Source organism: Thalassospiraceae bacterium LMO-SO8 (assembly GCA_031655335.1).
GTDB lineage: Bacteria > Pseudomonadota > Alphaproteobacteria > Rhodospirillales > Casp-alpha2 > UBA1479.
Genome location: CP134226.1, coordinates 1,871,033 through 1,896,506 on the forward strand (window position 1 = coordinate 1,871,033; position 25,474 = coordinate 1,896,506).

Annotated in this window: 27 protein-coding genes; 4 read left to right on the forward strand and 23 right to left on the reverse strand. The window is 65.5% G+C overall.

Annotated elements, in window-relative coordinates:
- Positions 1-16 precede the first annotated feature (16 nt).
- The 6 genes from RJ527_09075 to RJ527_09100 form a co-directional block, all read right to left on the reverse strand.
- On the reverse strand, positions 17-982 hold the full coding sequence (locus RJ527_09075) for a site-specific integrase (protein WND77883.1): 966 nt from the start codon (positions 980-982) through the stop codon (positions 17-19).
- Positions 983-1,665: 683 nt separating this feature from the next.
- Positions 1,666-2,880, reverse strand: a complete 1,215-nt coding sequence (locus RJ527_09080; GenBank protein WND77884.1) for a reverse transcriptase domain-containing protein — start codon at positions 2,878-2,880, stop codon at positions 1,666-1,668.
- On the reverse strand, positions 2,880-3,260 hold the full coding sequence (locus RJ527_09085) for a recombinase family protein (protein ID WND77885.1): 381 nt from the start codon (positions 3,258-3,260) through the stop codon (positions 2,880-2,882). Before RJ527_09085 ends, RJ527_09080 begins: the two co-directional genes overlap by 1 nt.
- A gap of 47 nt (positions 3,261-3,307) precedes the next feature.
- Positions 3,308-3,574, reverse strand: a complete 267-nt coding sequence (locus RJ527_09090; protein WND77886.1) for a helix-turn-helix domain-containing protein — start codon at positions 3,572-3,574, stop codon at positions 3,308-3,310.
- Positions 3,575-3,603: 29 nt separating this feature from the next.
- Complete coding sequence (locus RJ527_09095) at positions 3,604-4,143, reverse strand: hypothetical protein (protein WND77887.1); 540 nt, start codon at positions 4,141-4,143, stop codon at positions 3,604-3,606.
- 24 nt (positions 4,144-4,167) lie between these two features.
- Entirely contained in the window at positions 4,168-5,394 is a 1,227-nt protein-coding gene (locus RJ527_09100; protein ID WND77888.1) for a tyrosine-type recombinase/integrase, read from the reverse strand.
- A gap of 459 nt (positions 5,395-5,853) precedes the next feature.
- Between RJ527_09100 and RJ527_09105 the strand changes: the two genes are divergently transcribed.
- Entirely contained in the window at positions 5,854-6,477 is a 624-nt protein-coding gene (locus RJ527_09105; GenBank protein ID WND77889.1) for a rhodanese-like domain-containing protein, read from the forward strand.
- Here RJ527_09105 and RJ527_09110 read toward each other — a convergent pair.
- The 3 genes from RJ527_09110 to RJ527_09120 are packed head-to-tail and all read right to left on the reverse strand — an operon-like array spanning position 6,474 to position 9,010.
- Complete coding sequence (locus RJ527_09110; GenBank protein ID WND77890.1) at positions 6,474-8,216, reverse strand: tetratricopeptide repeat protein; 1,743 nt, start codon at positions 8,214-8,216, stop codon at positions 6,474-6,476. The two genes, RJ527_09105 and RJ527_09110, sit on opposite strands and share 4 nt — an antisense overlap.
- Positions 8,213-8,581, reverse strand: coding sequence for a hypothetical protein (locus RJ527_09115; protein ID WND77891.1), 369 nt, complete (start codon positions 8,579-8,581; stop codon positions 8,213-8,215). The genes RJ527_09110 and RJ527_09115 overlap by 4 nt, the downstream gene beginning before the upstream one ends.
- Positions 8,582-8,590: 9 nt before the next feature.
- Complete coding sequence (locus RJ527_09120; GenBank protein ID WND77892.1) at positions 8,591-9,010, reverse strand: secondary thiamine-phosphate synthase enzyme YjbQ; 420 nt, start codon at positions 9,008-9,010, stop codon at positions 8,591-8,593.
- A gap of 92 nt (positions 9,011-9,102) precedes the next feature.
- Between RJ527_09120 and RJ527_09125 the strand changes: the two genes are divergently transcribed.
- Positions 9,103-9,561: an MmcB family DNA repair protein gene (locus tag RJ527_09125; protein ID WND77893.1), complete on the forward strand. Its 459-nt coding sequence runs from the start codon at positions 9,103-9,105 to the stop codon at positions 9,559-9,561.
- Here the strand turns inward: RJ527_09125 and ada are convergent.
- The 7 genes from ada to RJ527_09160 form a co-directional block, all read right to left on the reverse strand.
- Positions 9,558-10,625, reverse strand: coding sequence for a bifunctional DNA-binding transcriptional regulator/O6-methylguanine-DNA methyltransferase Ada (ada, locus tag RJ527_09130; GenBank protein WND77894.1), 1,068 nt, complete (start codon positions 10,623-10,625; stop codon positions 9,558-9,560). The genes RJ527_09125 and ada overlap by 4 nt on opposite strands.
- Positions 10,626-10,681: 56 nt before the next feature.
- A complete protein-coding gene (locus tag RJ527_09135; protein ID WND77895.1) occupies positions 10,682-11,467 on the reverse strand; it encodes a SprT family zinc-dependent metalloprotease in 786 nt (261 codons plus the stop codon).
- Positions 11,436-12,368: a dihydrodipicolinate synthase family protein gene (locus tag RJ527_09140; GenBank protein WND77896.1), complete on the reverse strand. Its 933-nt coding sequence runs from the start codon at positions 12,366-12,368 to the stop codon at positions 11,436-11,438. Before RJ527_09140 ends, RJ527_09135 begins: the two co-directional genes overlap by 32 nt.
- 50 nt (positions 12,369-12,418) lie before the next feature.
- Positions 12,419-12,886, reverse strand: a complete 468-nt coding sequence (locus RJ527_09145; GenBank protein WND77897.1) for a YcgN family cysteine cluster protein — start codon at positions 12,884-12,886, stop codon at positions 12,419-12,421.
- A 48-nt stretch (positions 12,887-12,934) separates the two neighbouring features.
- Complete coding sequence (locus RJ527_09150) at positions 12,935-14,281, reverse strand: cobyrinate a,c-diamide synthase (protein WND77898.1); 1,347 nt, start codon at positions 14,279-14,281, stop codon at positions 12,935-12,937.
- Positions 14,278-14,913, reverse strand: a complete 636-nt coding sequence (locus tag RJ527_09155) for an SCO family protein (protein ID WND77899.1) — start codon at positions 14,911-14,913, stop codon at positions 14,278-14,280. Before RJ527_09155 ends, RJ527_09150 begins: the two co-directional genes overlap by 4 nt.
- 70 nt (positions 14,914-14,983) lie before the next feature.
- A complete protein-coding gene (locus RJ527_09160; GenBank protein WND77900.1) occupies positions 14,984-15,844 on the reverse strand; it encodes a formate/nitrite transporter family protein in 861 nt (286 codons plus the stop codon).
- 97 nt (positions 15,845-15,941) lie between these two features.
- Here RJ527_09160 and RJ527_09165 point away from each other — a divergent pair, with 97 nt between their 5' ends.
- A complete protein-coding gene (locus tag RJ527_09165) occupies positions 15,942-17,021 on the forward strand; it encodes a cobalt-precorrin-5B (C(1))-methyltransferase (protein WND77901.1) in 1,080 nt (359 codons plus the stop codon).
- Positions 17,014-17,754, forward strand: coding sequence for a cobalt-precorrin-6A reductase (locus RJ527_09170; GenBank protein ID WND77902.1), 741 nt, complete (start codon positions 17,014-17,016; stop codon positions 17,752-17,754). Before RJ527_09165 ends, RJ527_09170 begins: the two co-directional genes overlap by 8 nt.
- On the opposite strand, the gene cobM is transcribed toward RJ527_09170, so the two are convergent.
- From cobM to RJ527_09205, 7 genes are all read right to left on the reverse strand, one after another.
- On the reverse strand, positions 17,751-18,521 hold the full coding sequence (gene cobM, locus RJ527_09175) for a precorrin-4 C(11)-methyltransferase (GenBank protein WND77903.1): 771 nt from the start codon (positions 18,519-18,521) through the stop codon (positions 17,751-17,753). The two genes, RJ527_09170 and cobM, sit on opposite strands and share 4 nt — an antisense overlap.
- On the reverse strand, positions 18,518-20,338 hold the full coding sequence (gene cobJ / locus RJ527_09180; protein WND77904.1) for a precorrin-3B C(17)-methyltransferase: 1,821 nt from the start codon (positions 20,336-20,338) through the stop codon (positions 18,518-18,520). The genes cobM and cobJ overlap by 4 nt, the downstream gene beginning before the upstream one ends.
- Positions 20,335-21,075: a precorrin-2 C(20)-methyltransferase gene (locus RJ527_09185; protein ID WND77905.1), complete on the reverse strand. Its 741-nt coding sequence runs from the start codon at positions 21,073-21,075 to the stop codon at positions 20,335-20,337. Before RJ527_09185 ends, cobJ begins: the two co-directional genes overlap by 4 nt.
- Positions 21,054-22,268, reverse strand: a complete 1,215-nt coding sequence (gene cbiE / locus RJ527_09190) for a precorrin-6y C5,15-methyltransferase (decarboxylating) subunit CbiE (GenBank protein WND77906.1) — start codon at positions 22,266-22,268, stop codon at positions 21,054-21,056. Before cbiE ends, RJ527_09185 begins: the two co-directional genes overlap by 22 nt.
- Positions 22,261-22,908, reverse strand: coding sequence for a precorrin-8X methylmutase (locus RJ527_09195; GenBank protein WND77907.1), 648 nt, complete (start codon positions 22,906-22,908; stop codon positions 22,261-22,263). The genes cbiE and RJ527_09195 overlap by 8 nt, the downstream gene beginning before the upstream one ends.
- Positions 22,909-22,921: 13 nt before the next feature.
- Positions 22,922-23,977: a sirohydrochlorin chelatase gene (locus tag RJ527_09200; GenBank protein ID WND77908.1), complete on the reverse strand. Its 1,056-nt coding sequence runs from the start codon at positions 23,975-23,977 to the stop codon at positions 22,922-22,924.
- Between the two features lie 151 nt (positions 23,978-24,128).
- Positions 24,129-25,427 carry a tetratricopeptide repeat protein gene (locus tag RJ527_09205; GenBank protein ID WND77909.1) on the reverse strand — a complete coding sequence of 433 codons (1,299 nt, stop codon included), beginning with the start codon at positions 25,425-25,427 and terminating at the stop codon, positions 24,129-24,131.
- Between the last annotated feature and the right edge of the window lie 47 nt (positions 25,428-25,474).

Sequence of the window (25,474 nt, forward strand, 5' to 3'; positions counted from 1 at the left end):
TCCTCGGGTAGGATGCCTACAACAGGCCTCCGGCGGCATTGTTGACGAACAATTCGCCCGTGCGGACGTACCGTGCCAGTGCAGCATCGGAGCGGTGGCCAGTCTGCTTGCGGATGTCGAGGGAACTGACCCCCGCCATCGCGGCGCTGGTCGCTAGGCCTGCACGAAGGGAATGTCCAGAAAAGCTCCTTGGATCAAGTCCGACTTGCTCAACTCGTACTTTGACCACACCGGCGACGGCCTCCGAAGACAAGCGTGCTTCGCCGATCTGTCCATGTTGACTAACAGAACGGAATATCGGGCCATCCTCAATGCTTGAAAACTGCAACCACTCCTCCAAAGATTTGACGGGACAGAACCGTCCCCGTGCGAGCGGAATACCAATTTCGCGACCCTTCCCGGCTTGATCTGTTTTGGACCGCCGGATTGAAACAACCATGCCTTGTCGTACCTGCCGGATGTCTTCGACATCAAGTGCGACGAGTTCCGATCGACGGAATCCGCCCGCGAACCCGATCAGCAGTAGGGCGCGATCCCGCGTGTCCTTCGGGCTATCGCCGAGCATGTTCATGATGCGGAGGAGGTCCTCGACCAGGAGAGGGGATGAGGCCCGCTGTGGTGCGCCGTGAGTGCGCTTAATGCCGCGCAGGGTGGCCTTGATAAGGTCAGAGGTCGTCGGGCTTTGTAGGCCCTTTGAGGTGTGAGCTTTGGAGATCGACGCAACACGCCTCGAAAGAGTCGCGACGGAAAGATTGCCAGCATGCGCCGCTAGGTAGTCGGCGACGACTACGTCCGACGCAGGGATACTACCGCCCCATTCTAGGAAGTGCGCCAGGTCTGATCTATAGGCGCGGCGGGTGTTGTCGGCGACAGACGCCCGCACGTATTCGAAGGCAGTTCGATTGCAACTGATTGCACTCGACTGGTCGGTCGCTTCCTGTGTTCTGGATAATGTCGCGTCGCGGGCCGTGAGCGACTTCACGATTGTTCGCTATCTAGGATCAAGTCGCGCAACAATCGGCGATGACACCTTCTTTGATCGTGGCATGCACAAAGGAGGGTGATGGTCTCCATGTCTTCGTGACGGCAACGAAGCTCCTGGATCGTGTCCCGCTGTACCTTCATTTCGTGGCGATACAACACGGACCAATGTTCCCACACCTCATCGGATGTCCATTTCGGCCCTTCCGAGCGATCCATCAGCCACTTCAGCAATCCAGGTGAAGGCGCCAAATTCGGCAGCCAATGGTCGAAGCAATCCTTACCCATGCCCCTGGGCCAATAACGCATCACGAGTAGCCGGGTGCCATCTTCGGGGGATGGGTATATCCGGCAGTGTTTGTCGATCAAGATGGGCATAATCTGTGTAACTCATTGCAATTGATTGCAAAAACACACTTTCAATCAGACAATCTTGTGTAAACAATTATTCGCATCAGCTACAAAAATTGCCATCGACGCAGTTGGTGAAACCGAAGGCCAGGGCGGGGGTTAAGCCGAAATCCAAGTTGGAATGACCTATGCGTTTCAACGTCGCGCGAGCTTAATGAAGTACAGAACTAAGATGGCCTGAGAGGCCCTTAAGGGGGGCATGGACACACATAACAATCCGCGGGAAGGAGAAGTAGGATGACGTGAATCGAGTAGTTGTTTGGCGTCTTTTGATCAGCCCGCCGCTTCTACGCAAGCATCACCGATATCCCTCATCCGGTTCTCTTTAAATGGCTCTGCTTTATCCCAAAGTCCAAAAGCCGCGCACCATCCCCGCACATACCGACGAAGGTTTTCTTTCTCCTTTTTCCTGCGTTCTTTTGTCATTCCGGCTTTGGCAATGCGGCCTATGCCTTTGTCGAATTTATGCTGAAACTCAGCACGGTTCTGACCGCTCGGAACGAGCGTTGTACCATTCGGGCACGCCTGAAACTCGTAACCCAGGAACTCGAATTTTTGGCTGGGTGACGTAATCTTCCCACACTTAGACGTAAACGGGCCGGCAGGGTGCTTCTTGAGAGCGGCCCCAAGGCTAAATAACATCGACACCGCATCGTCTTCCGTCCTGCCCATCACAAGGATGTTGTCAGAGTAGCCAACCAACCTGACGCCTTCCGGGACGTCTTCGAAGACTGGCGCTAATAGCAGTTCAAATACGTACGACGATACGGTCGACCCTTGGGGTATGCCCTGCCGGCCCTCCTTGAGCGTCTCAGCAAGGAGGTCGGGCTCCTCTGTCATCAGGCTGAGATCGCCTTCGGGGTCTACCAGGTTCATGAGAGTACTACCTGGGATAGCACAGCTTTCTTCGCACGTGAGAACGTGCTTGATCACTGTGCCTGGTATGGGGAGGTATCCCGACAAGGCCTCCACACACACAGATGGGAAACAATCATTTATGTCTAGTTCAACACACCAACCAAAGCCTGCACTCAAGTACTGAACGACCAGCTTCGCCGCATCGTTCTTACCGCCCACGTTGGCGAATTGGTTCGGGTGGAGGTGCGTTCGCGCTTTCAACACGGCGAGAACGATCCCTTGCTTGGTTCTGTTCTCGATCCCGTAGTCTTTTACGTGCCGATAATCGTGCCCCGAATTCTTCGATTTGATGTCGAAGACAACCGGTTCCGTCGAGGCTTTGTGCACATTTACGGTATCAGCAAGATAGCTCAGGTCGATGTCTTTGCTCTTTTTGTGCGGCTTGAGATTCCGAAACGCCTCGACGGCGTGGAAATACTTCACGTGATGGGACTTAAAATAGAGCTGGGTCAGGTAGTCTGCGCGCTTCAACTTTCCCGACTCGCAGGCGCTACGCAGCTTGCGCCACAGCTCAGCCTCGGCAGTCTTCGCCACTTGATACTGCTTTTCGTTCCACTGTTTCGTGCTCATTAGTCATCTCCATCGGACGGAAAAGCTGGCCCCGTCTTCTTTAGTCCTGAGAAGAAGGCCGCGCTTTTTTGCTTTCGTAACTCGCAGAGTTCTTCGTCGAAGTTCGGCTGCACCCGGCGCAACAGCCGTTTCACCGTCTCAGGGTGCCACTTACCGCTGCGTGCTGTCGGAATGCCCTGCTCGTTCAACATCCGGGCAAGAACAACCGACCCACAGACGACACCAGCTTCCAAAGAGAGTTTCAGGAGTATCGGTCGCATCTTCTCAGCGAAGGCATCGGCCCCAGCTTTGTTGGCCTCGCCGCGACCCTGTTTCGGAGTTCCAAATCCCAAAGAGAGATTGGCTTCTCCACCGAAAATGTTTCTGAGGTTTTTGGTCATGATGCACCTACGTGCAATGAGGTGAACAAGTGAGCTTGAATTACGGATTAGTACTCGGAAGTGGAGCGGCGCCGGCGAGATATCAGCCAAGCGTCCAGATCTGCTCGATCGTAGAGTACAATGCGGGGGCCGGCCTTCGAGTAGGGCGGGCCATCTCCACGTAATCTCATCTTCGCAAGCGTGGAAGTTGAGAGGCGGAGGTACTGCGCGGCGTGAGGTGCGCGCATTTTCTCTTTGATGTTCATGATGTTTATCCTTCGGACAAGGCGATTAACTGTGGCCCGAAAGATGCCGGAACATGCCGGTGGGTTCATAACCTAATAAAGTCGAGACTTTATGTTTTTTAATCAGGTTTTGCGAACGTCACGCCTTTCAAAAGAGGCTTAATGTCGAGCGCAATTCTTATTTCGCGAAGTGGAAGATAATACTTTCGTGAATTTGAAGGGGTTTTCATATCTTTCTCAACGATCCCGAATGACCGCTTCACAGTTCCCTCGCTGCATTTAGCTCCAACCGCATCTAAAAGCGGAACGGCCTTGGCAAAGATTTCACTGTCGTGCGGCTCGCCCGCCCTCAGAAGTTTCTTGACGGCAAGCCATCTCCGAAAATGATCGTGATCTTTGTAGAAGGCTTTCGCATCATTGGCCTTCGGCCCTTTGCCTTTCGATGCGCCCCGGACCGTTCGCTCTCGCACGACTTTGATCGCCCCGTCCAACACCCATGCCGGCATCGGGTAGTCAGTATGTTTGCAGACATGCAAAGCATCATAAAGTGCGGCGTTGACGCCTGCTTCAAAGATAACCTGTCGTTCCTCAAACCACGTTTCTAAGTCGGCAACGAGAAGAGAGAATTTACCGTCATCGTGTTTGAAAGTGATAACCACGTTGCACCCATAGAAATGCGCTTATTACGACTTTGACAATCCCATCGCCGCTTCGATGAGCGACGACGTGTCCTCCACAGCAGTTTGCAACGGATCATCCATTAGGTGGGCGTATATCTGCGTCGTCTTGGGGTCGGCATGCCCAAGGATCTTCCCGATGACGATCAGGCTCTCTCGATTGGATGCCGCAGTGCTGCCGAATGAGCGGCGCAGATCATGAATTCGAACGTCCTCAATCTTGGCCCATTTTCTGATCCGTTCCCATTCCTTTTGGAGACCGACATAGGGACCTTCATCAGTCGCGCCGGGGAGCACGTGATCGTTCCCTTCGATCCGGTCGATGCCTTTCAAAATATCGAGAGCTGGTCTGCCGACAGGGATCGTCTTCTCGTTTGTTTTCGAGTCCGGCAGCCTCAACACCTTGTTGTCGAAATCCACATACTTCCACTTGAGAGTCAGGATTTCTGATTTCCTACAGCCAGTCAGGATCAGGAGTTTAATCGCTGCAATGGCTTTCGGGTTCACGCCCTGATTTACCGCGTGAATAAGCGCATCTCCTAACCGCTTGAACTCATCCTGGTTTAGGAAACGCGAACGCCTTTTGTCCTTAGACTTCTTGACGCCGTGGACTGGATTGTCCGGACGAAGGAGCAACGATTTCGATGCGAAGGTGAAGATGCCGCCCAACATGCTCACTGACCGTCGAGCGGTACCGTTGCCGCCGCGAACGATAGCGCGTCCCCGCTTCTTAGTCTTCTTATCGGCACGAGTCTTTCCGTCCGAGACTGCCTTCATGAACTTCTCAACATCGTGGCGCGTCACGTTCCGGACTAAGAGCGTGCCGAGTAGAGGTTTCACGTGCCGTTCGATCCGGCCTTTATCCGTCTCTATGGTGCTCGCTTTCTTATGGCCGCAGCCTTCGGCAATATATTTGTCGCAGAGATCGGCAACAGTCATGTCTTCGCGGGCACGTGCCCTGATTTCAGCCGGGTCGCCGCCACGGGCGACCTCGCCTAGAACACCTTTCGCTTCCCTCCGCGCCTCGTCCGGCGTGAATACGCCATGTGCTCCGATAGCCATCCGCCGCGTTCGGCGGTGCTGGCGATATTGAACAACGTAGGACTTCTTCCCCGACGGGAACACGCGAAGTCCAAATCCCGCGAGGTCATCATCCCAAACGAAATATTCGGTATCTTTGGGCTCGGCCGCATCGACTGATTTCTTAGTTATCTTTGGCACAGTGACCTCCATGTCACGCGCTTCCACGGAAGCAATACGGAAGCAGCAGAGAGGAAATCACTAACATCAAAAGGAATCTTGCGGCAAAGAAAATATCTATAACTGATTGATTTTGCTATTATAATGACAGTTAAGGAATTTAGAGGATAGATAGGTGAGCCCACTCCGAAGGCAGAGGTCGCACGTTCGAATCGTGCCGGGTGCACCATTTCCTTCAATGACTCCCCAAATTCTCGCCGATCGCCCGTCGGGCGGCGAACGCCAACGGGTGCCGCTCGCCCGCGTCCTGGCGCCGGTTTGGGGGCAGACCGGCGCGGCCTATTCTCCACTTGACATCTGTACAATCCTGCCTGTCATATTCACAAATAATAAAGTATCTGGCGGGGCCCTGCCGCGGGCCACGCCCGTACCGCCGCCCGCCCGGAACCGGCCCGGCGGCGGCCCACGAAATCCAAGGAGAGGACCATCCCCATGACACGCCTTCCCATTGCCCTGGCCGCCCTGTTCTGCCTGTTCGTCGCCGGCCTTGCCCCGACATCGGCCCGCGCCGACGACGACAAGCTGGAGGTCAAAATCAACGCCCGCATGCCCAGCGTCACCGTGCCGACCAAGGACGGCCCCGTGAAGATCATGCGCAATCAGGACCTGGGGGCGAAGATCCACGAGGACTACGCCAAGACCTCGCGCAAGTGCCCACCGTTCTGCATCCAGCCCATGCAGGTCGCGCCCGGCGTGACCACCGTGGGCGAGGTCGAGCTGCTGGAATTCGCCAAGGCGGGCGGCAAGCTGATCGACGGCCGCACGGTCGAATGGCACGTCAAGGGCACCATCCCGGGGGCGATCAACATGCCCTACACCCAGATGGCGGAGCGCCTGAACGAGGTCGGATGCGTGCGCGGGGCGGACAAGAAATGGGACTGCGCCAAGGCGGAAAAGGTGCTGCTGTTCTGCAACGGCCCGTGGTGCGGCCAGTCGCCCATGGCGATCAAGGCGATGCTGCGCGAAGGTTATCCGGCGGACAGGATCCTGTACTACCGGGGCGGCATGCAGACCTGGCACAGTCTGGGCCTGACCGTGGTCGAGGGCGAGTTCTAGTCCCCTGGGATCACGTCGAACGCGACGGACAACCGTTCCACCGGCGCGTGGAACGGCACCGTCTCATGGTAGAGGTAGCTGGGAAACAGCAGCATCAGTCCTTCGCGGGGGCATAGCCGCGTGGTGATCGCCGCCGCCGCGTGAAAATCGCCGGGCGGCCGCCCGAATTCGATCCAGCCCTGGTGGTCCGGGTCGTCGCCGCGCACGACATCGGGGATTTCCGGATAATAGACGCCGCTGAGCCAGGCCGCCGGGTGGATATGGGCGATCTGATGGCCCCGGTCTTCCATCACCACGCCCCAGATCGACAGCGACAGATTGCCCGGCCGCTGGGCCAGGAAAGGATGGTCCGGATCAATCGGCAGGGCTGTTCGGTACGCCTCGACCGCGGCCATGATGGCGGCCTCAAGCCCGGCCACGGGGCCCTTGTCGCCGATCAGAAGCTCGCCCGAATGGCGGCCCTTTCGCGTCGCGTGGCTGGCCGGGGCATAGGCCAGGGACGGATGGCCGCGCAGATGGCGGGCAAGCGCCTTGTTGAATTCAGCGACGCTGGCGAAGCCCTTGGGCGGTGTAATCTCGGTCGGCCGCAAGAGCCGGTCAAAATCCAGCAGCTGGGCCGCGTCCGCCCGGTTGCCGGTCTCGTTCAAGGCGATGGCCTGGAACGCCAGGGCCGAGGTGTTGCCGGGGTGGGCGGCGAGAAAGGCCGCCGTTTCGGCGACGGCATCGTCCGGGCGGCCCATTTCCAGCAAAAGGTCGCCCAGATTGACCCAGGCCTTGTCGTAATCGGGGGCCAGCGCGATGGCCTTGCGGGAGGCCTCGAGGGCGCCGTCTAGCCGCCCCAGTTGGCGCAGCGCATAAGCGATGTTGACCTGGGCTCCGGCATGGCCGGGCTCCTGGGCCAGCACGGCCTCGTATTCGGTGATCGCCTCTGCCGGGTGGCCGGTCTCCTGCAACAGGGTGCCCAGGTTATAGCGCGCGTCGGCGTTGTCCGGTTCCGCCGCCAGGGCTTGGGCATAGGCGGCCCGGGCCTCCAACGGCTTGCCCGTTTCCTGCAGCACGGCGCCCCGGTTGGTCGCCGCCCCGGCATGGCTTGGCCGGGCCTTAAGGGCCGCGTCATACTGGGCCAGGGCATCGGGCAGGCGGTTCAGGGCCTTCAGGATGTTTCCCAGGTGGAACAGGGCCTCGGCATGATCGGGTTCGCGGTCCAGGATACGGCGGAAGACGGCTTCGGCCTCCGTGAACTTGCCCGACACCTCCAGCAGGATGCCCAAGTTGAAGCGTGCCCCCCCATGGCCCGGATCGGATTTCAGGACGGCGCGGTAGGCGTCCTCGGCCGCGTCCCGTTGGCCCATGTCGGACAGCACATTGCCCCGGTTCATCAGCGCCTCGCCATGGCCGGGGTGAAAGGCCAGGGCCGTGTCGAACAGGGTCAAGGCCTCGGCCCGGTCGCCCAGGTGAAAGGCGGCGACGCCGGTGACGTTCAGCGCGTCCGCGTCGTCGGGGGCCGCCATCAGGGCGTCGCGCCCGGCGGCCAGCGCGTTTTGCCAATCGCCCTGCGTCAGGGCGGCGCGGGCGCGATCCAGCAGCGGTCCGATGGCCGGCGGGGCGAAGCCGGCAAGTCCCGGCGTGGCCGGGGCCGGGTGTGGCTGCGGGCGGGGTTTTGTCACCGGCGCGGACGGGGCCGCGCGTTTGCGCTTTTTCGATGCTCCCGGATTGGCCCGCCGCTTCTGCTTTTTCACTTCGGCGTCTCCGGTGCCGGGCCGTGGACCGGGGGGGCCGGGGGCGGCGCGGTCTCCGGGACTGCGCCGCCGGGCTTGTCCTTCTCGGACGTGTCCTTCTGGCCCCATTCCATGGATTTCAGAACCTTCTGGAATTCACCGGGCAGGCGGGCGCGTTCTTCCGGGCTGGCGGCGGCCCAAAGTGCCACCCAGACCACCAGGGTAAGGAGGCAGAACGCCGTGACCAGCTTGCCGCCCAGCGGCGCCACGCGGGTTTCGAACCAATGGCGCAGGGGGGCGTCGCCGGTCAGGAACCGACGGCGCAGCAGGACGCCGGCCACGGCGGCGAGAACCAGAATGACGACGAGCTTCCAACCGTTTTCCATGCGCTGATCCTATTCGCCCTGAAGGTGCAGCAACACCCGGCGGCGATGCGCCTGGCGGCGGTGTTCGAACAGATAAATGCCCTGCCAGGTGCCGAGCATAACCCGGCCCCCGGCCAGGGGCACGGACAGCTGCACGTTGGTCAGGGTGCTGCGGATATGGGCGGGCATGTCGTCCGGGCCTTCGGCGGTGTGGCGGTAAAGGGACGGATCCTCCTTCACAAGCCGTTCGAAAAAGCCCTGAAGGTCGCGGCACACGTCCGGGTCGGCGTTTTCCTGAATGGTCAGTGACGCGCTGGTATGGCGGCAGAACAGGGTCAACAGCCCCGCCGTCATCCCTTGGGCGCCGGCCCAGGCCGCGACGTCGCGGGTGATCTCGTAAAGGCCGGGGCCGTCGGTGGCCACGCCCAATTCATGCTGCGCCTGTCGCATGGGGGATGCTTAGCCTTCCCGGGCCCCGGCGGCAAGGGCTTGTCAGAACCGCGCCGGGCGGGTAATCAGGGTAGACAGGAAAAGAACATAAGATGAACGAAATCGAGGCCCGCGATAATCTGTCCCTGCCGGATGCCCCCCGCCCGCAGGTGACCCTGGGCGTGACCCGAGGCGTCGTGCGCCTGCTCTGGCGCATGGGGTTCAGCCCGCTCACGGAATTCAAGTTGACCACGAACCGCCGCATCGACGTGGCGGGACTGGACGGTCAGGGCCGGTTTCTGTTCGTCGAGGTCAAGTCGTCGGTCGCGGATTTCCGCGCCGACGGCAAGTGGCACGAATATGCCGATTTCTGCGATTGGTTTTACTTTGCCGTGCCGCCCGGGTTTCCCCAGGATATTCTGCCGGCGGACGCCGGGCTGATCGTCGCCGACGGCCACGACGGCGCGGTTCTGCGCTCGGCCGACGAGACGTCCATGAACGGTAATCGGCGGCGCAAGCAGACCCTGACCTTCGCCCGCGCGGCGGCGGATCGGTTGGTGCGTGGCGTCTAGGTCTTCCGCCCCCGTTCGCGGGCGAGAAGTGTCCGTTTCCGCGCCACGCCCCAGCGGTATCCTGTCAGCGACCCGTTGGCCCCCACGGCGCGGTGGCAGGGAATGATGAGCGAGACCGGGTTGGTCGCGCAGGCGCGGCCGACGGCGCGGGCCGCCCCGTCGTTGCCCAGTTCCGCGGCCAGCTCGCCGTAGGTCCGGGTTTCCCCGGCCGGGATGGCGGTGAGGGCCTGCCAGACCCGCCATTGAAAGGCCGTCGCCCGCACGTCCAACGGCAGGGCTTCCGCCGTTTCCGTGCCGTCGAGAAAGGCAAACACGCCTTCCATCAGGGGCTTCAGGGTCGCGTCGTCGCGGGTGATTTCGGCCAGAGGAAAATCGTGACGCAGTTCGGATTCCAGCGCCCCGTCGTCGTCGGCAAGCGCAACCATGCAGAGCCCCTTGTCCGTCGCCGCCGCCAGCACCCGGCCGAGCGGCCCCTCGGCGATGGCGAAGCGGATCGCCGCCCCGCGCCCGCCCGCGGCGTAACTTGCCGGCGTCATGCCCAGCAACGCCGCGGATTTCTCATAGACCCGGGACGCCGATCCATAGCCGGCGCCGTACAGCGCCCCCGCCACGCCGCCGCCCGCCTTCAATCCCCGGCGCAGGCGCTCCGCCTTCACCGCGTCGCCGTACTGTTTGGGGCTGACGCCGACCATGACCTGAAACATGCGCTGCAGATGGAAGGGGCTGTAGCCCGTGGCCCCGGCCAGGGCGCCCAGGGTCGGCGGGGTCTCGGCCGCCTCGATCCGGCGGCAGGCCTCGGCGACGGCGGCCAGGCGCGGATCGACGAGGCGGCCATTGTTTGGGCGGCAGCGCTTGCAGGGCCGAAATCCGGCGGCCTCCGCCTGGGGGCCTGTGTCGAAGAAGCGAACGTTGTCCCGCTTGGGCCGGCGCGAGGCGCATCCCGGCGTGCAATAGACGCCCGTGGTGGTGACGGCGTAGACGAAATCGCCGCCGGTGCGGCGCTCGCGCACCTGGCGCCAGCGGTCGTCCTCAAGGGTCGGGTCTTGGTGTGTCGCGTGATCCATGGGGAAAGCCTACGCCCAAGGTCCGGATCAGGCCATCCGAAGCTTGCGGGGTAATTCTAGTCCGAGACAGGCCCGACCAGGAACAGGGCCGCGCCCTCGTCGCGCAGCCACTTGCGGCAGGCGTCCATGTCGTCCGCCAGATCGCGGACCAGGGCCCAGAACCGGGGGCCGTGGTTGTGTTCGCGGATATGGGCGACCTCGTGGGCGACGACGTAACGCAGCACCCGGTCCGGGGCCAGCACCAGCCGCCAGGAAAAGTTGAGGTTGCCGTTGACGGCGCAGGACCCCCAGCGGCTTTTCGTGTCGCGCAGGGTGATGCGTCCGGGCTTCACCCCGAGGGCCGCCGCCGCGGCCTCGACACAAGGGTGGATACGCCGACGGGCATCGCGCTTCAGCCAGTCGGCAAGCCGCCGGGGCAGGTGTTCCTCCTGGCCGGTGACGTGAATTTCGCCCAGGTCCTCGCCGTCCTCGACCCATACACCGCCACGCGCGTCCGGGCGGTGGCGGATGACGTGCGGGCGGCCCAGATAGGGAATGACCTGACCGTCGGCGAAGGGCAGGGGCTTGGGGGCGGAAGCCAGACGGGCGTGGATCCAGCCCGCCTGTTTCTCGGCGAAGGCATGCGCCTCCGCGTCCGAGACCCAGGGCGGGCAGGTCACCACCGCCGCCCCCGTCGCCGGGTCGGCGCGCAGGATCAGGCGTTTCGCCCGCTTGTTGCGGCGGATGGTGAGCGGCACCGCGCCGCCGTCGGCGCGGTCAAGGTCGAGGCCCAGGGTCTGTAAGGTCCGGCCGCGCCCGCCGCCCGTCAACTCAGGCGGCTTCTGCCATGGCCAGGCCGGCACCGTCGTATTCCTGGTACAGACGCTGGGTCTGGGCCGCGTCCATGGCCAGCACCGGCGGGCGCATGTTGAGCCAGGCGTTATCACCCGTGTGGCGGGCGACCATGGCTTTCAGGGACGGGATCAGCGGATAGCCGGAGATGATCTTGCGCACGGCGGCCAGCGGTTTCTGATGTTCTTCCACGTTGCCGTCGTCGCCGTTCGCCCGGTATTCGGAATAGACCGCCTGGGCCAGGTCGGACGCGATGTTGGCGCAGGCCGTGATGCAGCCCGCCCCGCCTTCGCGCAGAACCGGCAGCATCAGGTCGTCGGCGCCGGAGAACACGCAGAAGCCGGGGAATTCGCGGGTGGCGGTCAGCATGTTTTCCAATACGCCCGACGAATCCTTCATGCCGACGACCGTGTTCGGATAGGCCTTCCGCAGCATCCCGATCAGGTTCATGGAGATCGGCACGCCCGACATCTGCGGGAAGTGATAGAGGCAGATCTTCAGGCGGTCGTCGCCGATGCGCTGGATGACCTCGGAATAGGCGGCGAACAGGCCCTCGTCCGACTGGTTCTTGTAATAGAAGGGCGGCAGCATCAGGACCGACCCGGCGCCGATTTCCAGCGCCTTCTTGGTGATCTCGACCGTGTCCGGAATGGCGCAGCAGCCGGTGCCCGGCATCATGCCCTTGGTCGGCACGCCGTTTTCCGCCAGCTTGTCGAGAATTTCCAGGCGCTCGGCGACCGTGAACGAGTTGGCTTCGCCCGTGGTGCCCAGGATGCCCAGGCCGTCGCAGCCGTTGGCCAGAAGCCAGCGGGAATGCGCTGCCAGGCGGCCGTGGTCGGGGCTCAGGTCCGCCAACTGCGGGGTCAGAACGGCGGCATAGACGCCCGTCAGTTCCAGGTTGCTCGCACTCATGTCTCTCTCCTTCGCAGGGTTGTCCGGCCTGCTTGCCGGGTGGCGGGCGGCTATTTGGGCCAGCCCACCACGTGATTTTCCAGGTCGTCGGTGTCGCGTTCGGAAACCACGCGGCCACGCACCGAGATACCCGCATAATGGACCGTTTCCGGATCGCCGGAAACCAGGGGATGCCACCAATAAAGGTCCTGGCCTTCGGAAATCAAGCGGTATGCGCAGGTCGACGGCAGCCAGCCCAGTTTCTTGACCATGCGCGGCGTGAGAATCTGGCATTCGGGGACAAACCGCTTGCGGTCTTCGTAGCTTGAACAGCGGCAGCTGTCGGTATCCAGAAGGCGGCAGGCGACGTCGGTGTATAGCACCTCGCGCGTGGCCTCGTTCTCAAGCTTGTTCAGGCAGCAACGTCCGCAGCCGTCGCACAGCGATTCCCATTCCGACTTCGACATCTCGGCAAGACCCTTGGTCTTCCAGAATGGCGGCGGCAGGTCGCGTTTCTTCTTCTTGAACAGTCCGAACATGGACGTTTTCTTTCCCCGGCGATGATGATGGGCGACAGCATACCGCCCTCAGGCGCGGCTGTCCTCCCGGTCGATGAGGTGGACAAACGATCCCATGACACTGCCCCGCCGCCGGCCCAGGGCGCCCAGATACATGCCGTCGGCGTTGGAAACGTGGAACAGGGGGACATCAAGACCGGCGCCCAGTCCTTCGGCAAGGATCGTCGCGTAATGGAACTCATGGCCGCGCACCGCCGTGCCGGTCGGCCCGAGTGGCCCGGCATCGGCGATGACCGCCCGGCGATAGCCCAGATGCAGTTTGCGTTTGGCAAACGACGTTTCCAGGGGCAGCAGGCCGGCCATGGCGTGGGCGTGGCCCTCGGCATCGGTCAGGGCCTCGCCCAGCACCATGTAGCCGCCGCATTCGCCGAACACGGTATGGCCGGCGGCGGCGGCGACGCGCAGTCCGGCCAAGAAACAGGCATTCTGGGCAAGGCGGCCCGCGTGCAACTCAGGGTAGCCGCCGGGTAGGTAGACCGCATCGGCCGCCGCCGCCGGGGCTTCGTCGGCGAGGGGGGAAAAGAACGCGATCTCGGCCCCGGCCCGGCGCCAGCCGTCCAGAACATAAGGATAGGCGAAGGAAAAGGCCTGGTCACGGGCGACCGCGATCTTCCGGCCCAAGGGCGGCAGGGGCGGCTCATGCGCGGTATCGGCGACCCGTGTCGCGCCGGCGATGGCGCGCAAGGCGGCCGTGTCGACATGGGCCGCGACGGCCGTGGCGGCGGCGTCCAGGAACGTTTCCAGGTCGCCGTGTTCGCCTGCCTGGACCAGGCCCAGGTGGCGTTCCGGCAGGGTCAGATCGGGTAGGCGGGGCAGGCAGCCGAGCACGGGAATATCCGGATGGTCCTGGGCCATGGCGGCGCGCAGGATGTCGGCATGCCGGGGGCTGCCGATGCGGTTGAACACCACCCCGGCGACGGTCACGTTTGCCCGGTGGCGAGCGAAGCCGCCGACCAATGCCGCCGCCGACGCCCCCTGGGCGGCCGCATCGACCACCAGGACGACCGGCCAATCGAAGGCGCGCGCCGCATCGGCGGTCGACCCCACGTCCAGTTTGGCGCCATCGAACAAGCCCATGACCCCTTCGCAGACGATTAGATCTGCCCCTTGGGCCGAGGCCGTGAGCACCGACGCCAGGGTCGCGTCCCGCATGGCCCAGAGATCCAGGTTGGGGCAGGTTCGCCCGCCCGCGGCCGTGTGAAACGCGGGGTCGATATAATCCGGGCCGACCTTGGCCGAGGCCACGGCCAGGCCCGCGTCGCGGAAATGGCGGAGCAAACCCAGGGTCAAAAGCGTCTTGCCGCTGCCCGAGGACGGGGCGGCGATGACGATTCCCGGCGGCAAACCGCCGGTCACAGGAGGGACTTGATCTTGGCCGCCATGGTTTCGGCGTCCGTCTGGGTGCTGAAATGGGCCAGGAACTTGCCGTTCGGTCCCATCAGATAGATCACCGACGAATGGTCCATCAGATAGGCGTCCTTGTCGCCGCCCTTGTCCGGGACCTTGGCGAAATAGACGCGGTAAACTCTGGCGGCCTGCTTGATCTGCTCCAGCGTGCCGGTCAGGCCGACGATGCCGGGATGAAAGTGGGCGACGTAGTCCTTCAACACCTCGGGCGTGTCGCGTTCGGGGTCGATGGAAACCAGGATCGGCACGACCTTGTCCGCCAAGGGCCCCAGCTTGTCCATGGCCGCCGAGATTTCGGTCAGCGAGGTCGGGCAGACGTCCGGGCAATAAGTATAGCCGAAGAAGATCAGCATGGCCTTGCCCTGAAAATCCTTTTCCGTCACCTGACGGCCGGTGTGATCGGTCAGGGTGAAGGGGCCGCCGATCTTCACTTCCGGCGCGGTGCCGGTGCGGGGCGTATCGGTCAGGCGCTGTTCCGCGATCACGGCGACGACGGCGACCAGGATAATGGCGGCCAGGCCGATGGCGACGCGGCGCACCAGGCGCAGGCGGGAGACGGTCTTGTTCGGGTGGTCGGTCATGGCCTCGTTGCCGGTTGTTCTGATGTGCGGGAAAGGTACGGACTTTGTCCGCCGGATCAACCCTTGTTGGTCACGAATGTGGCCGCAAATAGACAATGTAATAAGTCCCCGCCACGAACAGGCCGCCGCCGACCATATTGCCGAGAGTGACCGGCACCAGATTGCCGACGAAACCCGCAAGCGTCAGCCCGGCCCCGGTCCCCGGCAGGCCCGCCGCCGCCACGTAGACGTCGTTGCCCGCCGCCAGCATGCCGACGGGGATGAAGAACATGTTGGCGATGGAATGCTCGAACCCCAGGGCCACGAAGGCGGTGATCGGGAACAGGATGGCGAAAATCTTGCCGATGACGTTGTGGCTGGCGAAGCACAGCCAGACCGCCAGGCAGACCAGGGTGTTGCACAGGATTCCCCGTACGAAGGCGGTCGCGAAATCCAAATCCACCTTGGCCGCGGCAATCTTGACCGCCGTGGCGCCGACGGCACCCGATCCTAAGTCCATGTAGCCGGACCAATGGGCCAGAAACGCCATGGCGACGGCGCCTGACAGATTCCCGCCATAGGCGACGATCCAGTTGCGCAGCAGGGCCGCCGTCGCGATCTTGCGGTCGGCCCAGCCCATGACCAGCAGCAGGTTCCCCGTGAACAACTCCGCCCCGCCGACTACGACCAGGATCAGGCCGAGCGAGAACGTGACCCCGCCCAGAATGCGCGACGGCCCCAGGCCCATGCCGTGGTCGGTCATGGTCAGGGTGAACATCATGGCGCCGAAGGCGATGAAGGCCCCCGCCAGCAGGGCCAGGGTGAACAGCGGCAGCAGCGGCAATCCGGCCTTGGCCACGCCGGCGACCTCGACACGCCGCGCCATCTGGGCCGGCGCGTAGGCGTCGAACAGACCCGGGTCCGTGCCCGGCGGCGTCGCTTGATCGGCCATGAAGATACTCCTTACCTGATCGTGTCCCCGGGGGCGCTGCGGCCCCCGCCTGTTTTCCCCTTTGGGCCGCGGCGGGTCAATGCGCTAGATTCCCGCCATGCCCGCACGCAAACCCGACGGAAACCTGAAACGCGGCTGGACCACCGGCGCCTGCGCCACGGCGGCGACGGCGGCCGCCTATGAGGCTCTGGTCACCGGGGCCTTCCCGCCTGCGGTGACCATCACCCTGCCGCGCGGCGAGGAGCCGACCTTCGATCTCGCCCGCACGGCCCTGGACGGCGGGGCCGCGACCGCCGCCGTCATCAAGGACGCGGGTGACGATCCGGACGTGACCCACGGCGCCGAGGTCTCGGTGTCCCTGCGCCCGGGGGCGGAAGGTTCCGGCGTCACTTTCCGCGCCGGGCCGGGCGTCGGCACGGTGACGCTGCCGGGCCTGCCGCTGCCCCCTGGGGAGCCTGCCATCAACCCGGGACCGCGCAAGATGATGACGGGCGTGATCAAGGATCTGTCGCGCCGCCTGAAGGGCACCTCCGACATCGAGATCACGGTCGCCATCAAGGACGGCGAAGTGCTGGCGGAAAAGACCATGAACGGGCGGCTCGGCATCGTCGGCGGTCTGTCGGTGCTCGGCACCACGGGCATCGTCATTCCCTATTCCTGCGCGTCCTGGATCCACGCGATCCACCGCGGCGTCGACGTGGCGCGGGCGGGCGGGCTCGACCATATCGCGGCGGCCACGGGCTCGACCTCGGAAGCGGCGGTGAAGGCGCTTTACGATCTGCCCGACCGGGCGCTGATCGACATGGGCGATTTCGCGGGCGGGCTGTTGAAATACCTGCGCCGCCATCCCGTGGCGCGGCTCACGCTCGCGGGCGGTTTCGGCAAGCTGGCCAAGCTGGCCCAGGGGCATCTGGACCTGCATTCCGCGCGCTCGTCCCTCAACATGAAGAAGCTGGCCGCCCTCGCCGACGACGACGCGGCCCTGGCCGCCGGGATCAAGGCCGCCAACACGGGCATGGAGGCCCTGACCCTGGCCCAGGCGGCGGGCCACCCGCTGGCCGAGCGCGTCGCCCAGGGGGCGCGGGAGGTTGCCCTGGCGGCCCTGTCCGGCGACGTCGCGGTCGAGGTCCTGGTGTTCGACCGCCAGGGCCAACTCGCCGGGCGGGCCGGTGGTTAGCACGCTTCTGATCCTGGGCGGCACGGCGGATGCCCGCGCACTCGCCGCCGCCGTCCTGGCGCGCTGGCCCGACCGCCGCGTCATCACGTCCCTGGCGGGACGCACGGTGGCGCCAAACCTGCCCGAGGGCGAGGTCGTGACCGGTGGGTTCGGCGGCGCGGCGGGCTTGGCAGATTACATCGCGGCCGAAGGCGTCGACGCCCTGATCGACGCCACCCATCCCTTCGCCGCCGAGATTTCCAAAAGTGCGGCAGAGGCTGCAACAATCGCACATATTCCGCGGCTGGTTCTGGCCCGCCCGCCGTGGGTTTTTGTGCAAAATGCTGCGGTGCAGCATGTGCGCAGCATAAACGCAGCAAAAGCGGCGCTGGAAACGGATGGAAAGCGCGTGTTTCTCGCCATTGGCCGACAAGAAATAAATCAATTCAATAGCTTGAAAGACCGTTTCTTCTTGCTGCGCTTTGTCGATCCGCCGCAAACGCCGCCCGATTTTGGGCAATGTCAGGTGCTGACGGGCCGCCCGGGGACGCTTGAGGACGAGCGCAGCATTTTGCAGCAATTCGCCATCGACACCTTGGTCGCCAAGAACGGCGGCAGCGACGCTTCGCGGGCCAAGGTCGATGCGGCGTTGGAACTGGGGATCAGGGTTATCCTGATCGATCCGCCCGCCCCGCCGCCACCGCCCCATGCGGACAGCGTCGAGGGCGCGCTCGTCTGGCTCGACGGCCTCTAGGAGGGTTGCGCCTTTTTGGGGCGCAGCACGTGGTGGTGATGGGCGGCGTAAAGGGCGGAATCGTCGAACGCCGTCTCGCCCAAGGCCCGGCCGACCAGGATCAGCGCCGTGCGGGTGAAGCCCGCCGCCTTCACCTTCTCGCGGATGTCGGCAAGCGTCCCTTCAACGATCTGCTGGTCGGGCCAGGTGACGCGGTAGGCGACGACCACGGGACAGTCCGCGCCGTAATGGGGCGTCAATTCCCGCACCACCTTGGCCAGGTTGTTGACGGACAGATGCACGGCCAGGGTGGCGCCGCTGCGGCCCAAGGTTTCCAGGTCCTCGCCCTTGGGCATGTCGGACGCCCGCACCGAGGTGCGGGTCAGGATGATGGTCTGGCTGACCTGGGGCAGGGTCAGTTCGCGCTTGAGCGCCGCCGCCGCGGCGGCGAAGGCGGGCACGCCCGGTGTCACGTCATAGGGAATGCCCAGCGCGTCGAGCCTCCGCATTTGTTCGGCGACGGCGCCGTAGATCGACGGATCGCCCGAATGAACGCGGGCGACATCCTGGCCGGCCGCATGGGCCGTCTCGATCTCGGCGATGATTTCGTCCAGGTTCAGGGGCGCCGTGTCGATCACGCGGGCCCCCTCGGGGGCCTCGGCCACGACCTCGGCCGGAACCAGGGACCCGGCATAAAGCACCACCGGACATGCCTTGATCAGGTTGAGGCCGCGCACGGTGATCAGGTCGGGTGCGCCCGGCCCGGCGCCGATGAAATGGACGGTCATGTGCCGGTCTCCTGTTTCTGCATCTTTCCGGCGTAGCCGCGCGGCGTGTAAACCCAGCGCCGGGTGCCCCGCGTCACGGCGCGGGTGTCGGATGATCCGATCATCACCAGGGTCAGCATGTCGACCTGGTCCGCCGTCAGGTCCTTCAGGTCGATGACCCGGATCGTCTCGCCGTCGCGGCCCAGGTTGCGCGCCAGGATCACCGGCGTTTCCGGCGGGCGGTGGGCGAGCAGAATGTCCCGCGCGGTTTCCAACTGCCAGCGCCGGCGCTTGGACACGGGATTGTAGAGGGCCATGACGAAGTCGCCTTGGGCGGCGGCGGTCAGGCGCTTTTCGATGACCTCCCAGGGCGTCAGCAGGTCCGACAGGGAGACGGCGCAGAAATCATGGCCGAGCGGCGCCCCCGCCCGCGCGGCGGCGGCCTGAAGGGCGCTGACTCCGGGCTCGACGGTCACGTTGATGCGGTTCCAACGGGGATCGTCCCCGCGGTCGATCAGCTCCACCACCAGGGTCGCCAGCGCATAGACGCCGGGATCGCCGGAACAGACCAGGGCGACCTGCTTGCCCTCGCCAGCGAGGTCGAGGGCCTTGCGGGCGCGGGCTTCTTCCTCGGACAGGTCCGACGAATGCAGCGCCTTGCCTTCGGCGGCGGGGCCCAGCAGGTCAAGATAGAGGCCGTAGCCGACCAGGTCCGTCGCCTCCGCCACGGCGCGGGACACGGCGGGCGTGCGCCACAGGGGCGTGCCCGGCCCGGTGCCGACCACGGTCAGGCGCCCCCGCGCCCGGCCCACGGTCCGCGCATCGATGTTTCCGGGCGACCGCGCGACGGCGCAGGTGGCGCGCTTGGACTTGCTCTTCTCCACGATCAACTGGGCATCCGGGCCGGCGGCGGCCAGGGCCGCGCCCTCGGCGACGCCGTGGCAGCCGACTTCGTTGAAGACGACGTCGGACGGATTGGCGAGGCGCGGTGTCAGGGCCTCCAACTGGCCTGCGTCGAAGAACCGCACGGGCACGCCCAGGGCGTCGCCGAGATCGTTCACCGCCGCCTCGTCCATCTTCACGTCGATGGAGGCGACGCAGGCGACGGCGCCCGCCGCCAGGCCATGCTTCGCCAGGGTCTCGGTGACGAGGGCCTGGACCTCGGCCGGGTCCGCGTCCCGTTCGCAGCCGACGCCGATGGCCAGCACCGGCGGATGCAGGACAAGATCATCCGTATCCCCCGGGGCGCGGTCGGTGACCTGGATACCGGGCCCGGCCGCCGGGTCGATGGGCAGGCCCGCGTCCGTGAGCCAGCTTGCCTCGCCGGCCTCGACCGTCAGGCGCACGGGGGACCCCGCCAGCAGGGCGGCGGCGACGGAAAGGGATTTCTTGCGGTTGGCGACGGACCAGCCGGCGGGCGGATCGTCCACGCCGATGCCGTGGCGCAGGTCGCCCGTGGTGGTCACGGCGGCGCTGATGCCGAGCGCCTTCGCGATCTCGCGGGCCAGCACGTTAGCCCCCGAATGCCCGCCCAACAGCGGCACCACGGCGCTGCCGTCCTCGGCCACGGAAATCACCGGCGGCTCGGCGACCTTGTCGGCCAGCAGGGGGGCCAGCGCGCGGATCAGGATGCCCGAGGCGAAGACGCCGATCACCGGATGCCCGGTCTGGAACAGGCGGGCGGCGTGGGATGTGGTTTCGGCGAAGAAATCATCGGCCTCGGCGACCCGGCCGACCCGGCCATGGACCAGGGCGCCCGGGATCACGGATTGCAGGCGGCGGGCGAGCGCGGCCCCCGGCTCGGTCACGGCCAGGATCACGGGGGCTGTGGCGGTCATGTCAGGAGCTCCGCGGTTTCGACGTCCTCGGGCGAGCGCACCAGGATCATGGAGAAATAGGGCGCCGTGTCGGGCGCGTCGGCCAGCGCCATGACCTTCTGGTCGGCCATGGTCGCGCGCTCCACGTACTGCGCGTGGTCGAGCCGCCCCAGCTTTTCGATCACCGCCCGCACCTTGGGCAGATGGCGGCCGACCTTCATGATGGCGGCGGCTTCGGAGTTGGCGAGACGCGCTTCCAGGTCCGCCTCGTCGAGCGGCCCCGGGATCACCGTCAGCACCTGATTGCGCGACACCAGGGGAGCCCCTGCCACGGCGGCGCAGGCGGCCAGCGACGACACGCCGGGCACGACCTGGGTCGGATAGTCGCCCGCCAGGCGCAGGAACAGATACATGAACGAGCCGTAGAGAAAGGGGTCACCCTCGCACAGAATGGCGACGTCGCGCCCCGCCGCGAGATGGCCCGCGATCTCTGCGGCATACGTGTCATAGACGTCGTTGGCGGGAAAGCGGCCCGGCACCATGGGCGTGACGATGGCGATTTCCGTCTTGCCCGCCGGAATATGGGGGCCAGCGATGGCGCGGGCGAGGCTGTCCGTGCCCTCCGCCGCCGGATAGGCGATCACCGGCGCCTGGGCGATGATCTTCACCGCCTTCAATGTCAACAGGTCCGGGTCGCCTGGGCCGACGCCGACGCCATAGAGGGTGCCGGGGGCGGTCATGGCTTGGTCACCGCCCATTGCAGCACGTCCATCAGGGGGCGCATGCCGGTCAGGCCGCCGACCGCGTCGGCGCGGGCGACGGCGATGCGGGCGAGTTCGCCGCCGAGGGCGCGGTGGTGGCGGATCAGCGTTTCCTGGGCTTCCAGGGTCACGCCGTTGGCGACCAGACGGCCGCCCGGTTTAAGCGCGGCCAGGGCGCCGTCGATCACGCCGGGCTGGGACAGCCCGCCGCCGACGAACACGGCATCGGGGGCGGGGCCCGCGTCGGCGAAGCACCCCGGGGCGTCGCCTTTGACGAGTTTCAGCTGCGGCACCCCCAGGTTCAAGGCGTTGGCTTCGATGTCGTCGAAGCGGGTGGGATCGCGTTCGATCGCGACGGCTTCCGTGCCCGCCGCCGCGCGCAGCCATTCGATGGCGACCGCGCCCGATCCGGCCCCCACGTCCCACAGCAATTGTCCCGGCAGGGGTTGCAGGCGGGCCAGGGTGGCGGCGCGCACCTCGCGCTTGGTGATCTTGCCGTCGTGGCGGAAGGCGGCTTCGGGCAGGCCCGGCGTTTCCGGCCAGATGGTGGCGCCCGGGCTCGGCCACAGGTGGAAGGCGATGACGTTCAGGTCCTTGACCCGGCGTCCTTCCCATTCCTCGGCCACGGTGTCGTAGCGGCCTTCGTCAGGTCCACCCATGTGTTCGAACACGGTCATCGGGCTTTCGCCGAACCCGCGCCGGCGCAGCAGGTCCGCCGCCCGGGCCGGGGTCTCGCCGTTGCGGGCCAGGATCAGCAGGCGCAGGCCCGGCAGTAGATGGCGGTTCAGGACCTCGACCGGGAAGGCATGGCAGCTCACCGGGCGCACGGTCCCGTCGGCCAGTGACCAGCCCATGCGCGCGGCCAACAGGGCGAAGGCGCCGGGGGCGGGCAGGATGTCCATGGCATCGATGCCGAAGCGCGCGACCAGGCGCTTGCCGATCCCGAAGTTGAGCGGATCGCCCGACGCCAGCACGCAGACGGGCTTGCCCGCATGTTTGGCGATCGCTTCGATCCCCGCGTCCAGGCCGTCGCCCCAGGTCAGACGCGGGCGCGCATCGTCGGCCAGTTTGCCGAGATGGCGGTCGCCGCCGACCAGGACCTCGGCGGCGTCGATCCGCGCGCGGGCGCGGGCCCCCAGGCCGTCGAGCCCGTCCTCGCCGATGCCGACCACGGACAGCCACCTATCCATGGGCGGCCTCCGCCTGTTCCGGGGCGGGACAAAGCGCGTTCACGGCGGCGGCGGCCAGCGCGCTGCCGCCCCGCCGCCCCGGCAGGGTCGCGAAGGGGATGCCGCCGGCATGGTCGATCAGGGCCTGCTTGGATTCGGCGGCGCCGATGAAGCCGACGGGGAAGCCCAGGATCACGGCGGGACGAGGCGCGCCCTCGGCCAGCAGTTCCAACAGCCGGAACAGAGCCGTCGGCGCGTTGCCGATGGCGACCACCGCGCCCGCCAGGTGCGGCGCCCAGGCGTCGACGGCGGCGGCGGAACGGGTGGTGCCCAGATTCGTCGCGCGGTCCCGCACACCGTCGTCGTTCAGGGTGCAGATCAGGCGGTTGTCCGCGGGAAGGCGGGCGGCGATGACGCCGCGGGCGACCATTTCCGCGTCAACCAGAATGGGAGCGCCCGCCGCAAGGGCGGCCTTGCCGGTCTCGGCCGGATCACCGGACAGCACGAGGTCGCCTGCGATCTCCGCCATGCCGCAGGCATGGATCAGGCGCACGGCCAGGGTGCGCTCGGCCCCCCGGAACCGCGACAGGTCCGCGGCCGCCTCGATGGCGGCGAAGGAACGGCGGTAGATTTCCGCCGGGTCGCGGACGTAATCGAACATCGGGCCCCCGGTGTCAGGTGTCGGCGTCGTGGCGGTGGGGATGCTCGTGGCTGTGCCCGTGATCGTGGGAGTGTCCATGGTCATGCCCATGGGAATGGCCGTGACCATGATCGTGCCCGTGATGATGGCCGTGCTTGCCGTGGTGGATGCCGTGGTCGGCGGCCCCGTGGCCGTCCGTGCCGATGCCGACGACATGGTGGTGGTGGCCGACCTGGGGCGCGCCCTGGTCGTCCTCGTAGCCGATGATCTGCTCCCGGTACTTGCACAGCAGGCAGTTCATTTTGTTGTCGCCGTTCAGCGCTTCCTCGACCCGGTCGGCGAAGCAGTCGATCAGGTCTTCATGGTCGTTCAGGTAGGGCGCCTTGACGACATCGGTCTCGGGGTGTGCCGCAGCACACTCGTCGGCCCAGCGGTAGATGCGGTTGACCAGGATGCCCGTGAACAGGAAATAGGGGAACACGATGATGCGCTTGAAACCGAGCTTCACCGCCTTGTTCAGGCCCTCGTCGACAAGCGGATAGGCAACGCCGGAATAGCTGACCTCGGCCCAGCCGAAATCCATGCCTTCCCACAGCATCCGCGCGACCTTGTTGACGTTGGAATTGGCATCCGAATCGTTGGTCCCGCGCCCGACCACCATCAACAGGGTGTCTTTGCGGGCGATCTCGCCCTTGGCGGCGTTGGCCGCGGCCTCGGCCTCTTCGATGCGGGTGCGGGCGGCGCGCAGCAGACGGGCGTCGATCGCCAGTTCGCGCCCGAAACGCACGTCCAGGTCCGGATGGGCATGGGCGAAACTGTTGATTTCCGAGGGCAGGTCGTTCTTCACATGACCCGCCGCGAACAGCATGCCTGGCACGCAGATGATGCGGTTGACGCCCCGGTCCCGCAATTTGTCCAGGCCCGTGCGGATCACCGGCGTGGCGAATTCCAGGAATCCGCTTTCCACGTCGTAATCGGGGAACCGCCTGGCCAAATGGCCCGCCAGGGTACCGAATTCGTCGACGGCCCCCTGGTCGCGGCTGCCGTGGCCGCAGATCATGATGCCGGTTTTTTGGGGTGTGTCAGTCATGTTGGGCATTCGCTTGGTCCTTGCCTTCGAGCGATCGCCGGCGCCATTGCCGACGGAATGGTCTGATCTTTCGCCGCCTGGTCATCGCCTCCGGGCGGGAAAGTGGGCCGACTATACAGATTTCAGGGTCAGGGGAAAGGGTGACGCCGCGTCAACCGGCGGGCACGGGCCGTTCGTCCGTCTCAACGGCTTCCGGGGCCGCCGGATTGCCGCGGTCCTGATCGGTTTCCGGAGAATCTTCTTCTGCCGGTTCCTCGGTTTCCGGCGGCTCGGGGGGCGGCAGGCCGGCCCGGCGTTCCAAATCCTGGGCGTCTTCCTCGCGCCCCAGGGCGCGCAGAGCGGCGGCCAGGTTGACCTGGCTGAGGGCGAGCGAGGCATCGCCCGGCATCAGGTGTTTTTCCTTGATCGCGACGGCGCGGCGGAACAGGGGTTCCGCCGCCTGGGTCTTGCCCCGGCGCCGGTAATAGAGGCCCAGGTTGTTGACCACGGCGGCGACGTTGAGGTGGTTATCGCCCCAGGCCGTCTCGTCGGCGGCAAGGGCGCGCTGGTAATACAGCTCCGCCGCCTTGGCGTCGCCGGCCAGATCGCAGGCTAAGCCTAAGTTGTTGAGAATGCCGCCCAGATCGGGATGGCTCGCGGCGCCCGAGACTTCAAGCAGCTCGAGCGCGGCCGCGAAATGTTTGCGTGCGGCTTTGTAGTCCCCCCGGCCGTGGGCCAACGCCCCCAGGCGGCCCAGACATTCGACCCGCAGCTCCAGATCGTCTTCGGGCACGGCGTCGGTGGCCAGCCGGAACAGGGTCGCGGCTTCCTCCGCGTCGCCGCGCGCCGCCAGAAGGTCGCCCGCGACCAGGCGGGCCAGGGCCGCGGCGCGGCCATGAACGCCGGCGGTCCAGGCATGCTTGTGGCCGGTGGTGTCTTCTTCCTCGGCGGCGCGGATCAAAAGGTCCGTGCCGCGGACGATGTCGCCGGAGGCGATGGCGCCCCGGGCGTCATGCAGCAGTTTGGCCGCCGCCGGCGACCCGGCGCTGACGGTGCCGAGCCGCGCCCGCAAGTCGTCCAGTTCCCCGGCAAAGGAACGCAGCCGTCCGTCGCGTGCCTGATCGTCGACCCCCTGTTCGGCGAGAATTTCGGCGAGGCCCTGAATTTCCGGCGTGTCGGGCAGGGGGGTGGGTTCCATGGGTTCGGGCGCCATTGCGCCGGCCGGGGGCGTGTCCAACGCCGTCGGCTGACCGCGCAGGATGGGGTCGGGGCGGTCCAGGCGGTCACCGCCGTGAAGCCTGCGGCCGCCGAACAGCAGCACGCCGAGCAAAGCCAGCGCCCCCGCCCCGGCGGCGGCGAGCACCCAGGTCGGCATCGTCGCGACGGTTTCCACCAGCGGCACCCACAGGTCCGCGGTCGCGTTCAGAACCCCGTCACGGATCAGCACTAGGTCCGACAGAAACTGTTCCATGACCGGAAAAAATACCCGCCCATGCCTGATTTGCACAGGGGAATGGC

Coding starts and splice junctions, on each gene's coding strand:
- RJ527_09085 (WND77885.1), bottom strand. CDS start 3,260: ATGACCAAAAACCTCAGAAACATTTTCGGTGGAGAAGCCAATCTCTCT.
- RJ527_09205 (WND77909.1), bottom strand. CDS start 25,427: ATGGAACAGTTTCTGTCGGACCTAGTGCTGATCCGTGACGGGGTTCTG.
- RJ527_09200 (WND77908.1), bottom strand. CDS start 23,977: ATGACTGACACACCCCAAAAAACCGGCATCATGATCTGCGGCCACGGC.
- RJ527_09115 (WND77891.1), bottom strand. CDS start 8,581: ATGGAAAACGGTTGGAAGCTCGTCGTCATTCTGGTTCTCGCCGCCGTG.
- RJ527_09185 (WND77905.1), bottom strand. CDS start 21,075: ATGGGCGGTGACCAAGCCATGACCGCCCCCGGCACCCTCTATGGCGTC.
- cbiE (WND77906.1), bottom strand. CDS start 22,268: ATGGATAGGTGGCTGTCCGTGGTCGGCATCGGCGAGGACGGGCTCGAC.
- RJ527_09105 (WND77889.1), top strand. CDS start 5,854: ATGACACGCCTTCCCATTGCCCTGGCCGCCCTGTTCTGCCTGTTCGTC.
- RJ527_09195 (WND77907.1), bottom strand. CDS start 22,908: ATGTTCGATTACGTCCGCGACCCGGCGGAAATCTACCGCCGTTCCTTC.
- RJ527_09125 (WND77893.1), top strand. CDS start 9,103: ATGAACGAAATCGAGGCCCGCGATAATCTGTCCCTGCCGGATGCCCCC.
- cobJ (WND77904.1), bottom strand. CDS start 20,338: ATGACCGCCACAGCCCCCGTGATCCTGGCCGTGACCGAGCCGGGGGCC.
- RJ527_09100 (WND77888.1), bottom strand. CDS start 5,394: ATGGAGGTCACTGTGCCAAAGATAACTAAGAAATCAGTCGATGCGGCC.
- ada (WND77894.1), bottom strand. CDS start 10,625: ATGGATCACGCGACACACCAAGACCCGACCCTTGAGGACGACCGCTGG.
- RJ527_09080 (WND77884.1), bottom strand. CDS start 2,880: ATGAGCACGAAACAGTGGAACGAAAAGCAGTATCAAGTGGCGAAGACT.
- RJ527_09140 (WND77896.1), bottom strand. CDS start 12,368: ATGAGTGCGAGCAACCTGGAACTGACGGGCGTCTATGCCGCCGTTCTG.
- RJ527_09155 (WND77899.1), bottom strand. CDS start 14,913: ATGACCGACCACCCGAACAAGACCGTCTCCCGCCTGCGCCTGGTGCGC.
- RJ527_09160 (WND77900.1), bottom strand. CDS start 15,844: ATGGCCGATCAAGCGACGCCGCCGGGCACGGACCCGGGTCTGTTCGAC.
- RJ527_09090 (WND77886.1), bottom strand. CDS start 3,574: ATGAACCCACCGGCATGTTCCGGCATCTTTCGGGCCACAGTTAATCGC.
- RJ527_09120 (WND77892.1), bottom strand. CDS start 9,010: ATGCGACAGGCGCAGCATGAATTGGGCGTGGCCACCGACGGCCCCGGC.
- cobM (WND77903.1), bottom strand. CDS start 18,521: ATGACCGTCCATTTCATCGGCGCCGGGCCGGGCGCACCCGACCTGATC.
- RJ527_09145 (WND77897.1), bottom strand. CDS start 12,886: ATGTTCGGACTGTTCAAGAAGAAGAAACGCGACCTGCCGCCGCCATTC.
- RJ527_09165 (WND77901.1), top strand. CDS start 15,942: ATGCCCGCACGCAAACCCGACGGAAACCTGAAACGCGGCTGGACCACC.